Raw genomic sequence first — 12,727 nt, 5'->3', positions numbered from 1 at the left:
GGGCCGCCCGGCAAGCGAGGGTTCAATCCCCGCCCATCGCCGTGTCGGCGAGCGCATCGGCCAGCTCGCCGAGCAGCGCATCGTCGAGATCGGCCCCCGCGACGCTCTCGCGCCCGATCAGCACCAGCACCGGAATCGCGAGCGGGCTGATCCGGTCGAGCGTCCGGTGCACCATCGTCCCCGCGGCGCGGTCGAGCAGGTCGCCGAGCCGAGCGACGTCGGTCAGCCGCTCGCGCGCGTCGGCCCAGGCGGCTTCGAGCAGCAGATGGTCGGGCTCGTATTTCCTCAGGACATCGAAGATCAGGTCGGTCGAGAAGGTCACCTGCTTGCCTGTCTTGCGCTTCCCCGGATGCTGGCGCTCGATCAGCCCGCCGATCACCGCGACCTCGCGAAAGGCGCGCTTCAGCAGGTGCGACTGCTCGACCCATTCGACGAACTCGTCGGACAGGATCTCGGCGTCGAACAGCGCTTCGGGGTTCGTCACCGGGCGCAGCGACCAGATGGCGATCGCATAGTCGGACGCGACGAAGCCGAGCGGCTGCAGCCCCACCCGCTCCATCCTTTTGGTGATCAGCATGCCGAGCGACTGGTGCGCGTTCCACCCCTCGAAGGGATAGCAGACCATATAGTGGTGGCCTTCGTGCGGAAAGGTCTCGACGAGCAGTTCGCCGGGGCGCGGCAGCACCGAGCGGAGCGCCTGCATCTCGAGCCAGAAGCGGACGTCCTCGGGGAATCGCCGCCAGCTCGCCGGGTCGGCGAGGAAACCCCGCACCCGGTCGGCGAGCCGGGTCGAGATGGCGAGGCGCGCGCCCATATAGCTCGGGATGCGCGCCGGGCGCGTCGTCGCGCGCACGATCAGGTCGGTGTCGCGGATCGATTCGACCTCGAGGCTGAGCCCGGCGAAAGCGAAGGTGTCGCCGGGGGTCAGCGTGCTCGCGAAATATTCCTCGACCTGGCCGAGGCGGCGGCCGTTCCTGAAGCGCACCGCCGCCATCGGCGCCTCGACGATGATCCCGGCGTTGAGCCGGTGCTGCGCCGCGAGCCGCGGATGCGAAAGGCGCCACCGCCCTTTCCCGTCGGGTGCGAGGCGGCGGAAGCGGTCGTAGCTCTTGAGCGCATAGCCGCCGTCGCGCACGAAGCCGAGCAGGCGGCCGAAAATATCGGCGTCGATCCACCGGTAGGGCGCCGCGGTGCGGACTTCGGCAAGCAGTTCGTCTTCCCGGAACGGCGCCGCGCAGGCGAGCGCCATCACATGCTGCGCGAGCACGTCGAGCGCGCCGGGGCGGAAGCGGTCGGCGTCGCGCTCGCCCGCCTCCACCGCGTCCAGGGCCGCGCGCGCCTCCAGATATTCGAAGCGGTTTCCGGGCACGATCAGCGCGCGGCTCGGCTCGTCGAGCCGGTGGTTGGCGCGCCCGATGCGCTGGAGCAACCGCGACGAGCCCTTGGGCGCGCCCATCTGGATCACGCAGTCAACGTCGCCCCAGTCGAGCCCGAGGTCGAGGCTCGCGGTCGCGACGAGCGCGCGCAGCCGCCCCTCCGCCATCGCGGCCTCGGCACGCTGGCGCGCCTCGCGGTCGAGGCTGCCGTGGTGGATCGCGATCGGCAAGCTGAGGTCGTTGACCTTCCACAATTCCTGAAAGATCAGCTCGGCGAGCCCGCGCGTGTTGCAGAAGATGATCGTCGTGCGGTTCTTCGCGATCTCGGCCATCACCTGATGCACCGCATAGCGCCCCGAATGCCCCGCCCACGGCACCGCGCCCTCGGGCAGCAGGATCGCGATGTCGGGCTCGGCGCCGGGCTCGCCCTCGACCAGCGTCACCGCGCCCGCATCGGCATCGGGCGCCAGCCACGCGGCATATTGCGCGGGGTCGGCGATCGTCGCCGACAGGCCGACGCGGCGAAGACCGGGCGCGAGTCGCTGAAGCCGCGACAGCGCGAGGGACAGCAGGTCGCCGCGCTTGCCGGGCGCGAAGGCGTGGATTTCGTCGATCACCACCGTCTTCAGATCGGCGAACATCGCGAAACTGTCGGGATAGGAGAGCAGGAGCGACAAAGATTCGGGGGTGGTCAGCAGGATGTTCGGCGGCTTCGCGCGCTGCCGCGCCTTCCTGTCCGACGAGGTATCGCCGCTGCGGCTCTCGACGCTGATATCGAGCCCCATCTCGGCGATCGGCCCCAGAAGGTTGCGTTCGACGTCGGCGGCAAGCGCCTTCAGGGGCGAAACATAGAGGGTGTGCAGCCGGTCCGACGGATGTTCGGCGAGGTCGGCAAGGCTCGGAAGAAAGCCCGCGAGCGTCTTGCCCGCGCCCGTCGCGGCGACGAGCAACGCATGCTCGCCGCGCTCCGCCGCCGCCAGCATTTCGGCCTGATGCCGCCGCACCCGCCACCCGCGCGCGGCGAACCAGTCGGTGAAGATGGCGGAGAGCGGCATGGCGAAGATGTGGCGCCGCGCGCGGCGGCGGGCAAGGCCCGGGTTGATTTCGGCAAAGCGGGAGCGGCGACCGGTTGCGGCCGGGTGCGGGCATAAGATCCTCCCTGCGGCGAAGCCGTGGGGAGGGGGACCATCCGAAGGATGGTGGAGGGGCCGCGAGCGCAAGCGAGCGCCTCGCGCTCGGCCCCTCCGTCAGCGGCTACGCCGCTGCCATCTCCCCATCGCTGCGCGACAGGGAGGATCGCCCGCTACCCACCCCAAAGCCGCCGCCAAAAACCGCGCCACATGAAGCTGCGGGATCATGTCCCGGCCGCGCTGCCCGACCCTCGGCTAACGGCCCGAGCCGGAACGCCGCCCGACGCCGTAATCGATCCGGATCCGCACCCAACTGCCCACCAGCAGCCGTCCGCTGCGTCGTGGAGGCCGCACCCTGAATTGCCATGCGGCGGCGAGTACCGCGCGATTGATCTGCGAGCCATAGGGATATTCATCGAGCCCGACGCAATCCTCGACGCGATAGTCGGGCGCCGTGCGGCAGGCGATCAGGCCCCAGCCGGGCCCGCTGGCGGTCGACAGATATCCGCGCAGCTCGTCATCGCTCGGTTCGCGGTACCAGGTGGCGGCATAAAGCGGCTCGCCATTGGGGGCCGTGCCCACCTGCTCGGTGTCGCGGGACGCGGATCCTCCGATATTGGGCGGCCCATAGACCCGCCCGTCGGACGGGCGGAGGACCGCCTGGGGAACCGGCTGTGCGGGCGGTTGCTCGCTCGGCAGCGGCGGCGGCGGCGCGGCCTGCGGCGCGGCGACCGGCGGTGGCGGTTGTTCGATGGCTTCGGGCCGCGGCGGTGCAGGCTGCTCCTCCGCCGGCTGTCGCTCGCGGCCTTGTTCGGGCGACGCCTCCGAATCTCCGGCCGCCTCCAGCGTCACGAGCGTGACGTGCTCCTCCTTGCTGACGCTTCGCTCTCCCAGGCCGAAGGTGAGGAGCAGGAGCAGCAAGCCGCCCGTGATGAGCAAGGCCAGGCCTATCGCAAGCGTACGCCGCCCCGCGCCGATGCCGACCGGTTCGAGGGAGCGATGGGCCGGCGTCGCGCCCGGCCGGAGCAGTCCCTGGAGGCGGCGAGCGCTGATCAAGAGGCCCGGCGGCGACATCCGCGCGGGGATAGGGGGCGCCCGGGTCGATGGCAAGGGTGCCGCGCTGGTCCGCCTAAAGCCGCTCTGCGACCCTCGCCAACAGCGCTCGCCAATGCTCGCCCAGCCGCCGCTGGAACAGCATCAGCTCGAACCCGTGCCGCGCCGCATGGCGCTGCGGGATCGCGTCCCAGCCGCGATGCTCGACCGTCACCCGCGTCTCGCCGCCGACCGGCTCGAACCGCACCTCGACCTCGGTCGCCTGATCGGCGGCGAAGCTCGGAAGCCGCCAACCGAAGGCGAGCCGTTCGCCGGGCAGCCAATGCGCGACCCGGCCGATCTCCCACTCCTCGCCGTCGGCGAAGCGCGTGACGAGCCGGCCGCCGGGACCTTCGGGGTCGAAGCGCAGCGTGCCGTCGCCCGCGGGCGACAGCGGAAAGAGCGGATGGCTCGTCCACCAGCGGCCGATGTCGCGGGTGAAGGCGGTGAAGGCCGCCAGCGGCGTCGCGGCAACACGCAGCGCGACGATCACGGCCGCGCCGCTCACGCGCTATCCCCGGTGCCGCCTTCGACGTGGCGCTTGAAGGCGGCGAGCTGGTGCGCCCAGCGCGCCTCGGTCGCGGCGAGCCAGGCCTTGAGCTCGTCGGTCGCGCCGTCCTTGAGCGTATAGATGCGGACCCGCGCGTCGAACGCCGGATGCCCGTCCTCGACCAGTCCGCCGGCCTTCAAGGCGCGCAGATGGCGGCTCATCGCCGGGGGTGCGAGGCCGAGCGCGCCCGCGAGTTCGCCCGCGCTCCGCGGCCGCTCGCCGAGCAGCTCGATCGCGCGCCGCCGCACCGGGTCGGCGAGCGCGGCGAGGGTGCGGTCGAGCGCGGCGCTCAATCGTCGAGCCGCGTCTGGGTGGTGAAGCCGCCCTCGGCGTCCCATTCCTCGGCGGTCTTCGCCTCGACCGTCACGCCGAAGGTCCAGATATGCCCCTCGGGGTCCTTGGCGCGATAGGTGCGGTCGCCATAGAATTGCGTCTCGGGCGCGGCGATGATCTCGGCGCCTGCGGCGCGCGCGCGGTCGCAATGCGCGTCGATATCCTCGCCCGCGCCGAGCTGGACGTGCACCGACTGCGTATTCTTGCCACCGATCGATTTCGGGCTCTTGTGATCGTCCGACCATTCGTTGCCGACCATCACCACCGACGTGCCATAGCCCATCTCGCTGTGCGCGAGGTTGCCGCCCGCATCGAGCAGCACGAACAGGGGCTCGAAGCCGAACGCCTCCTCGAGCCAGCGAAAGGCCGCCTTGCTGTCCTGATAGCTGACGGCGCTCGAAAGCCCCTTGGGGCGCGATGCTTCGGTCATGTTGCTTCTCCCGAATCGGTGAGGTAATTCCCATTACATATAATATTTTCCAATAAATGGAAATATATCTTCGTCACCCTGAACTTGTTTCAGGGTCCATGGCCCGATCCTTTCGATCCGTATGGCGTTTGAGGAGAGGGTCGGTCATAGATGCTGAAACAAGTTCAGCATGACGTGGGGAATGGATGTCGCCCCGGACAGGAAAGGCGTTTCATTCCATCGCAATCTTGCGTTACCCCTATGTCATGACCAACCATCTCGCGCGCTGCGTTGCCGAAGCCTATGAGCAGGCGCTTCCCCACCGCGGGACGGGGCGCGTCGCCGATTATATTCCGGCGCTGGCGAAGGTCGATCCGAATCGCTTCGGCTTCGCGCTCGCGCTCCCCGACGGGACCGTCCATGCGCGCGGCGACGCCGACGAGCCCTTCTCGATCCAGTCGGTGTCGAAGGTCTTCACCCTCGCGCTCGCGCTGCGGCGCGTCGGCAGCGCGCTGTGGGACGGGGTCGGACGCGAGCCGTCGGGCAGCGCCTTCAACTCGATCGTCCAGCTCGAAAGCGAGGGCGGCATCCCGCGCAATCCGTTGATCAACGCGGGCGCGATCGCGACGAGCGACCGGCTGATCGACACGCGCAGCGCCGACGCGGCGGTCGACGAGATTCTCGATTTCATCCGCGCCCGCGCCGGCGATGCCGGGGTCGCGATCGACCCCGAGGTCGCGGCGTCCGAATCCGAAACCGGCGCGCGCAACCGCGCCCTCGCTTATTTCATGGCGTCGTTCGGCAACCTCCGCCACCCGGTCGAAACCGTGCTGTCGGTCTATTTCCGCCAATGCGCGATCGCGATGAGCTGCCGCCAGCTCGCGCGCGCGGGGCTGTTCCTCGCGATGGACGGCCGCGACCCGCTGACCGGCGAGCAATTGATCGAACCGCACCGCGCGCGCCGCATCAACGCCATCATGATGCTCTGCGGCCATTACGACAATTCGGGCGAGTTCGCCTTTCGCGTCGGCCTGCCGGGCAAGAGCGGGGTCGGCGGCGGCATCTTGTGCATCGCGCCGGGGCAGGGGTCGATCGCGGTCTGGTCGCCGGGGCTCACCGAGGCGGGCACCTCGCTCGTCGGCGCGCTCGCGCTCGAACATTTCGCTTATGCGGCGGGCTGGTCGGTGTTCGACTGAGCCCTCATCGGTGTCTTGCACATTTTATGTTACACTGTAACATTTGCCTCGACAGGGGGAGGGGGCAGATGAATCGATTGGTAATGGCGGTGACGGCATTCGTCATGCTGGGGGGCACGACGCCGCCTTCAGGCCTGGGCCTTTCGCCGGCACAGATCGATGATTTCCTGGTGAGCGGCACCTATTCGAGCTACGAGCCGCAACCGCTGACTCAATGGGATCTCGACGTGCGCGCGGCGCTGGTCGCGAAGGATCGCGGCGGCGCGGTCGCCGCGCTCGCGCCCCGCTACGGGCTTTCGGCCGCGCGGATGGCCGAGCTGGTGCGGCTCTGGGTGGTGTCCGACAATATCCGTTTCGACGTCCGGCCCACGAAACAGGCGGCGGCGGCCAGGCTCGACATCCGGCGCCGGACGCTCGCGCTCGTCGCGGAGGCGCGAACCGCGCTCGTCGTCGAAGCCGCCGCCGTCACGCTCGACCGCCTCGACGAGTGCCGCGCGGAGGATTTCGACGCGCTGATGGCGGGCGCCGCCGATCGCCGCCGCGATGCCTGGCTGATCGCGAACAGCGCGCCGTGCGGCAGCCATTTCCTTCGCGCGGCGCGCGCCCTCGACGGGCAGGTCTTTCTCCCGCCGCTGATCCGCGCCGCCCATTATGGCGCGCTGGCGCGGGTCGATGCGCTGTCGCTTTATGCGTGGCTGATTTCACCCGAAGCGCTGGCGCGGGTGGCCGAAAGCGACCGCGACGCGCTCGCGGCGCGGCTCGTTCTGCTTTATGCCGACAAGCTGTTCGACACCGGGCAGAGCGACGCGGCGGTCGCGCTGATCGATTCGCAGCCCGCGCCGGTCGGTGCCCTGCTGCGGACCGGAAAGATGGGGGCGGCGACCGCGACGGTCGACGGGGTGCCGGTGACCTTCGCCGCGGAGGATCAGGCGCGGACGATCATGCTGCATCTGGCGTCGGCCTATGCCCTCGACGGCCGCCGCGACGAGGCGGCCGCGCTGCTCGGTCGCATCGGCGATCGCGCCGCGGCCGAAAAGGCGCTCCGCTGCCGGCTCGATGCCTCGGCCGAAAGCGAAGCGGGCTTCGCCTGCCGCGACAAGGAGGATCCCGACTGGCTCGGCCAGATGATGCTCGTCCACTTCCTCGACCATCCCGCCGACGATCCCTATCCGCTGGCCGAAGCGGGCTTCTCGAGCCAGGGCACCAGCCGCGACGCGATTCCCGATCTGGCGTGCCGGCTGTTCGATCCGGCGGAATTTCCCGACATCTGCGCCGAAGCACGGCGCAGGGTCGTCGATGCGACCGGGATCGCGGGCGAAGATTATGACGCGGACACGAAAACGGCGCTCGGCGTCGAGCTCGCCGCGCTGTCGCTGCCGGGCTTTGCCGCGCAACGCGCCGCCCAGGAACAGGCGCTGCGCGCGGTGGTGGCGCGAAACAGCGCGCCCGACACCGAGGCGCCGGCGTCGCGGCGGGTCAGCATCGACCCCGACCCCGCGCCCTTCGCCGCGCAGCCGCTGCCGGTCGCTTTGCGCAAGGCGCCGCGCCGGCCGTCGGCCTGGCCCAAGGACGCGGCGCCGCTGCCCGATGATTTTCTGCCGGTGCGTTTCGAACGCGCGGGAACGCGGGCGGTGGCGATCAGCCTGTCCCAGAATTTCGATCCCGTCGGCGAGGTCTCGGGCGGCGGTTACTGGGTTCATCTGTCGGACGACGGCGGACGCCATTGGCAGGCGCCGCTCTACACCGGCCTCGCCGACCGCTTTCCCTATGTGGTTCCGGCCGAGGCGCGCATGCCGCTGCTCGGCGACGACGGCGCGATCGACCTCGAGGTCGAGGTCGCGCTGCTCGACACGGCGTCGATCACCTATCCCCCCGTGGCGCTTGCGACCCGGCGCAAGCAGGCCGATCTCTACCTCCGCCTGCCGATCGCCGATCTGGCGCGCGACAACGACGGCGACGGGTTCAGCGATATCGCCGCACGGCACCTGCTGCTCGACGCGAAGGGCGACGCCGCGCCGATGCTGATCGGGGCGCGGAAAGCGGATGCGTGCGGCCCGATGAGCCGGGCGCAGGGCGCGCAGATCGCGCTGCTCGGCAAGTTGTTCGACGTCCGCGTGGCGCCGCTCGTCGAGCCGCTCGACGTGGCCCAAAGCGACCTCGGCGCACGGATGGCGCAATGGGGGACGGCGGCATCGGGTCCGGCGCGGCCGGTCTTCCTGCTCGGCGACCCCGCCGATTTCGCCTGCCTCGACAGCGACCGGCCGATCATCGTCTATTCGAAGCGGCACCTAGTCGCACTGGCGCGCAAGAGCCCCGATTTCCATCCGGTCACCATGCCGAAGATCGTCTTCAACCGCGCGCGCGACCGAGGCTATGTCGAATGGTCGGCGGGCTGGACGGGCGGGACGTTCCGCCTTCGCTTCGTGGACAATCGCTGGCGGATCGACACGATCGGCAGCTGGATCACCTGATCGGCCGGCTGCTCAGTCGTCGTCAAGCAGGGTCATGCTGACCTTCGCGGTGCCGCTGCGGTGCATGCCGATCTCGCGCGCGGCGGCGTGGCTGACGTCGATCACCCGGCCGCGGCCGAAGGGGCCGCGATCGTTGATGCGGACGACGACGCTCTTGCCGTTCGCCATGTTGGTGACGCGCACCCGGCTGCCGAAGGCGAGGGTGCGATGCGCGGCGGTCAGCGCGTCGGGGTCGAAACGCTCGCCGTTCGCGGTGCGGTTGCCGGCGAGCTCGTCGCCATAATAACTCGCCATTCCGCTGCCCATTTCGGTGCCGTCGTCGCCGGCATCCTGTTCCTGCGCCCCCGCCGGAAGCGGGAGTTGCTCTTGCGCTGCCGCCGGAATCGCCAGCAGCAGTGGCAGGGTCATCACCATCAAGCGGCGCAAATCAGCCTCCCCCTTGTCAGGTGGGCGGCATGAAGCAGCGCACGCGCCGGGCCGCAAGCCGTCAGCGCCGCGCTGGGCGGAAACTGCGCCTAGCCGTTTCGGCGATCAGACGTCGAGATTGGCGACCGACAGCGCGTTGGTCTGGATGAAATCGCGCCGCGGCTCGACCTCGTCGCCCATCAATCGCTCGAAGATTTCGTGCGCGACGTCGGCCTGTTCGGCCTCGACGCGCAGCAGCGAGCGGTTGGCGGGGTCGAGCGTGGTTTCCCACAATTGCTCGGCGTTCATCTCGCCCAGCCCCTTGTAGCGGCTGATGCTGAGCCCCTTGCGGCTGTGCGCGAAGATCGCGTCGAGCAGTTCGGACGGGCGCGTCACCGGGTTCGCCTTGGCGCTCGATGCCGCGGCGGTCTCGCCCTCGCCATCCTCCTCGGCGGGCTCGGCTTCGACCGCGGCCGCACCGCTCGCCTTTACCAGCCGCGCCGGGCCGGCATAGGTTTCGGCCTGTTCGCCCGCGAGCTTGTGGAGGCGGCGCGCCTCCTGGCTCGCGAGGAAGGCGGCGTCGACGACATGATGATCGCTCACCCCGCGCCAGCGGCGTTCGAGGGTATAGCCGCCGCCCTCGACCGCCTCGACGGTCCACTGGGCCTCATTGCCCCCGGTCAGCGCACGCTCAGCCGCGCTCAACCACTGCACGGCGGTCGCGGCGGCGCTGAGGCGGCCAGCGGTATCGAGCGCCGGGTCGAGCGCGCCGGTCAGCGCCAGCGCCTCGACGAGCCCGTGATCGAGCGTGCGTGGCACATAGCGCATCAGCGCGCGGAGCCGGCGCGCATGGTCGATCAGCCCGCGCAGGTCCTGCCCCGAGCGCGCGCCGCCCGCGCTTTCGAGCAGCAGCGCATCGATGCCCGCGTCGACCAGATAATTTTCGAGCGCATTATCGTCCTTGAGATAGACCTCGCTCCGCCCCTTCGCGACTTTGTAGAGCGGCGGCTGCGCGATGTAGAGATGGCCATTCTCGATGATCTCGGGCATCTGGCGATAGAAGAAGGTCAAAAGCAGCGTGCGGATATGCGCGCCGTCGACGTCGGCGTCGGTCATGATGACGATCTTGTGATAGCGCAGCTTGTCGATCGTGAATTCGTCGCGGATTCCGGTGCCGAGCGCCTGGATCAGCGTTCCGACTTCCTTCGACGAGATGATGCGGTCGAAGCGCGCGCGCTCGACGTTCAAGATCTTGCCCTTCAGGGGCAGGATCGCCTGCACATGCCGGTCGCGGCCCTGTTTCGCCGAACCGCCCGCCGAGTCGCCCTCGACCAGGAAAAGCTCGCACTTGCTGGGATCACGTTCCTGGCAATCGGCGAGCTTGCCAGGGAGGCTGGCGATGTCCATCGCACCCTTGCGCCGCGTCAGCTCGCGCGCCTTCTTCGCGGCTTCGCGTGCGGCGGCGGCGTCGACGACCTTCTGGATCACCGTCTTGGCGTGCGAGGGGTTTTCCTCGAGCCATTCGGTCATCCGGTCCGCCATCAGGCTTTCGAGCGGCTGGCGGACCTCGGACGACACGAGCTTGTCCTTGGTCTGCGAGCTGAACTTGGGATCGGGCAGCTTGACCGAGACGATCGCGGTCAGCCCTTCGCGCATATCCTCGCCGGTCAGGCTGACCTTCTCCTTCTTGAGCAGCCCCGACTTCTCGCCATAGCCGTTGAGGGTGCGCGTCAGCGCGGCGCGGAAGGCGGCGAGGTGGGTGCCGCCGTCGCGCTGCGGGATGTTGTTGGTGAAGCAGAGGACATTTTCATAATAGCTGTCGTTCCACTCGAGCGCGACGTCGATGCCGATCCCGTCGCGTTCGCTGCTGATCGCGATCGGATCGGGCAGCAGCGCATTCTTGTTGCGGTCGAGATATTTGACGAACGCCGCGATCCCGCCCTCGTAGAAGAGGTCGTGCGTTTCATGCTCGGCATGGCGCGCATCGACCAGCTTGATGCGGACGCCCGAGTTCAGGAAGGCAAGCTCGCGATAGCGATGCTCGAGCTTTTCGAAGTCGAATTCGGTGACATTCTTGAACGTCTCGGTCGACGCCTGAAAGGTGACGCGCGTCCCCTTCTTGCCCGCGGGGGCGGGGCCGCGGACGACGAGCGGGGCGACCGAATCGCCATGCTCGAAGCGCATCCAATGTTCCTCGCCATCGCGCCAGATCGTGAGTTCGAGCCATTCCGACAGCGCGTTCACCACCGAAACGCCAACGCCGTGGAGGCCGCCCGACACCTTATAGGCGTTGTCGTCGCTCGTATTTTCGAACTTCCCGCCGGCGTGGAGCTGGGTCATGATGACCTCGGCCGCCGAAATGCCCTCCTCGGCGTGGATACCGGTCGGGATGCCGCGGCCATTGTCCTCGACGCTGACCGATCCGTCGCTGTTGAGCGTGATCAGCACGAGGTCGCAATGCCCGGCGAGCGCCTCGTCGATCGCATTGTCCGACACTTCGAACACCATGTGATGCAGGCCCGACCCGTCGTCGGTGTCGCCGATATACATGCCCGGCCGCTTGCGCACCGCATCGAGGCCCTTCAGCACCTTGATCGAATCGGCGCCATAGGCGTTGGCATTGGGCTGCTTGGCGCCGCCTTCGGGCGCCTGGTTTTCGGGGGTGTCCGTCATGCCCATCATATAGGGTCGGGGGCGGCAAAACCCAAGCGAAAATGCGCCTCTGCGCGCGCTTGCGCGGGGCGTTGCGCCCACGCCTCGCGGCGGCTAGTTTCACCGGCATGACATCGCCCCTTCCGCTTCGCCCCGTCCTCGCCGCCCTCACCCTTTCGGCGCTCGCGCTCGCCGGCTGCTCGCAGCCCGCGCCGCCCGCCGACAATGCGAAGGTCGCGGGCGGCGAACCGGTCGCGACGCGCGCGGTGATGATCGGCACCGAGGGACCGACGCTCCCCGCCTGCTCGAGCATCAGCCGCGTCAAGGACGGCGGCACCGACGTCTATTGGGCGCCGGGCGAAACGCGCGCCGTCAAAGCGAAGCTCGCGGGCGGCACGCCGGTGTCGCTGTGCGAGGCGGCCGACAACGATGCCTGGTTCGGCATCGTGTTCGCCGCGCCGGGCACCGACAAGGACATGTGCGGCATCGGCCGCTCGGTCGCCAGCGCGCGCGAATATCAGGGACCCTGCCGCTGGGGCTGGATCCGCGGTGGAACCGTGCGACTGGGGGCTTAAAGCCACAAAAGCCCCGCATGCCGCCGTCCGCTCCTATCCCCGGCAATCCTCGATCACGCGCCCGATCTCCGACTGCACCGGCAGGGTCAGCGCGCTGCCGTTGCTCGCTTCGAGAGCGAAGCGGCCGCGGCTGAAGGCGATGCGGTCGAGCCGGCCGTCGTTCGCCGGCAGCGTCGTGCCGGTCCCGTCGAAGCGCAGCCGGTCGGTCCCCGCGCTGGTCCGCAGCATCACGTCGAGCGGCTGACCCGCCGCGCCGAGCCCGGCGGAAAGGCGGATCGCTCCGCCGCTGCACGCCAGCGCGACGAGCGGGTTCGGATTGCCGGTCTGGACGAAGTTCGCGGTGCGGATGCCCGCGTCGTAGCGCCACGCGCCATTGTCGAGCGCGCGCTCGTCCCACGACCGCGCGGGCGATGGCGCGGCGGGAGGCGGCGGCGTGACGACGGGACGCGGCGCGGGCGGCGGCGCCTCGGGAGTCGGGATCGCGGCGCAGCTCGCGGCGAGCAACACCAGCGGCGCCGCCAGCGCGTATCGGGTCACA

11 protein-coding genes are annotated in these 12,727 nt (G+C 69.4%); 3 read left to right on the top strand and 8 right to left on the bottom strand.

Going from position 1 to position 12,727, the window contains the following annotated elements:
• Positions 1-22 precede the first annotated feature (22 nt).
• The 5 genes from CD928_RS15295 to CD928_RS15275 all read right to left on the bottom strand — a co-directional run bounded on the left by CD928_RS15295 (position 23) and on the right by CD928_RS15275 (position 4,911).
• Positions 23-2,431 carry a ligase-associated DNA damage response DEXH box helicase gene (locus CD928_RS15295; protein ID WP_095387926.1) on the bottom strand — a complete coding sequence of 803 codons (2,409 nt, stop codon included), beginning with the start codon at positions 2,429-2,431 and terminating at the stop codon, positions 23-25.
• 330 nt (positions 2,432-2,761) lie between these two features.
• A complete protein-coding gene (locus CD928_RS15290; protein WP_255247189.1) occupies positions 2,762-3,445 on the bottom strand; it encodes a hypothetical protein in 684 nt (227 codons plus the stop codon).
• Positions 3,446-3,635: 190 nt separating this feature from the next.
• A complete protein-coding gene (locus tag CD928_RS15285) occupies positions 3,636-4,106 on the bottom strand; it encodes an SRPBCC domain-containing protein (protein WP_095387925.1) in 471 nt (156 codons plus the stop codon).
• Entirely contained in the window at positions 4,103-4,441 is a 339-nt protein-coding gene (locus CD928_RS15280) for a helix-turn-helix transcriptional regulator (protein WP_095387924.1), read from the bottom strand. Before CD928_RS15280 ends, CD928_RS15285 begins: the two co-directional genes overlap by 4 nt.
• The gene (locus CD928_RS15275) at positions 4,438-4,911 is read right to left on the bottom strand and encodes a VOC family protein (RefSeq protein WP_095387923.1); all 474 of its coding nucleotides are present in this window, start codon (positions 4,909-4,911) and stop codon (positions 4,438-4,440) included. Before CD928_RS15275 ends, CD928_RS15280 begins: the two co-directional genes overlap by 4 nt.
• Positions 4,912-5,156: 245 nt before the next feature.
• Here CD928_RS15275 and CD928_RS15270 point away from each other — a divergent pair, with 245 nt between their 5' ends.
• Complete coding sequence (locus tag CD928_RS15270; RefSeq protein ID WP_095388089.1) at positions 5,157-6,086, top strand: glutaminase; 930 nt, start codon at positions 5,157-5,159, stop codon at positions 6,084-6,086.
• Between the two features lie 68 nt (positions 6,087-6,154).
• On the top strand, positions 6,155-8,557 hold the full coding sequence (locus CD928_RS23430; protein ID WP_176473598.1) for a hypothetical protein: 2,403 nt from the start codon (positions 6,155-6,157) through the stop codon (positions 8,555-8,557).
• A gap of 12 nt (positions 8,558-8,569) precedes the next feature.
• Here CD928_RS23430 and CD928_RS15260 read toward each other — a convergent pair whose 3' ends face one another.
• Entirely contained in the window at positions 8,570-8,983 is a 414-nt protein-coding gene (locus CD928_RS15260) for a septal ring lytic transglycosylase RlpA family protein (protein ID WP_255247188.1), read from the bottom strand.
• A 105-nt stretch (positions 8,984-9,088) separates the two neighbouring features.
• Complete coding sequence (gene gyrB / locus CD928_RS15255; protein ID WP_095388088.1) at positions 9,089-11,635, bottom strand: DNA topoisomerase (ATP-hydrolyzing) subunit B; 2,547 nt, start codon at positions 11,633-11,635, stop codon at positions 9,089-9,091.
• A gap of 107 nt (positions 11,636-11,742) precedes the next feature.
• On the opposite strand from gyrB, the gene CD928_RS15250 reads away from it, so the two are divergent.
• Positions 11,743-12,189, top strand: coding sequence for a hypothetical protein (locus CD928_RS15250; protein WP_095387920.1), 447 nt, complete (start codon positions 11,743-11,745; stop codon positions 12,187-12,189).
• A 33-nt stretch (positions 12,190-12,222) separates the two neighbouring features.
• On the opposite strand, the gene CD928_RS15245 is transcribed toward CD928_RS15250, so the two are convergent.
• A complete protein-coding gene (locus CD928_RS15245; protein WP_141237165.1) occupies positions 12,223-12,726 on the bottom strand; it encodes a hypothetical protein in 504 nt (167 codons plus the stop codon).
• Position 12,727 lies beyond the last annotated feature (1 nt).

Source organism: Sphingopyxis sp. GW247-27LB, from assembly GCF_002277025.1.
Lineage (GTDB): Bacteria > Pseudomonadota > Alphaproteobacteria > Sphingomonadales > Sphingomonadaceae > Sphingopyxis.
This window is presented reverse-complemented; position numbering and strand designations above follow the sequence as displayed.

Excerpts from the sequence above, each read along its gene's own strand:
- CD928_RS15275 (WP_095387923.1), bottom strand. The coding sequence starts at position 4,911 with ATGACCGAAGCATCGCGCCCCAAGGGGCTTTCGAGCGCCGTCAGCTAT.
- CD928_RS15250 (WP_095387920.1), top strand. The coding sequence starts at position 11,743 with ATGACATCGCCCCTTCCGCTTCGCCCCGTCCTCGCCGCCCTCACCCTT.
- CD928_RS15295 (WP_095387926.1), bottom strand. The coding sequence starts at position 2,431 with ATGCCGCTCTCCGCCATCTTCACCGACTGGTTCGCCGCGCGCGGGTGG.
- CD928_RS23430 (WP_176473598.1), top strand. The coding sequence starts at position 6,155 with ATGAATCGATTGGTAATGGCGGTGACGGCATTCGTCATGCTGGGGGGC.
- CD928_RS15270 (WP_095388089.1), top strand. The coding sequence starts at position 5,157 with ATGACCAACCATCTCGCGCGCTGCGTTGCCGAAGCCTATGAGCAGGCG.
- gyrB (WP_095388088.1), bottom strand. The coding sequence starts at position 11,635 with ATGACGGACACCCCCGAAAACCAGGCGCCCGAAGGCGGCGCCAAGCAG.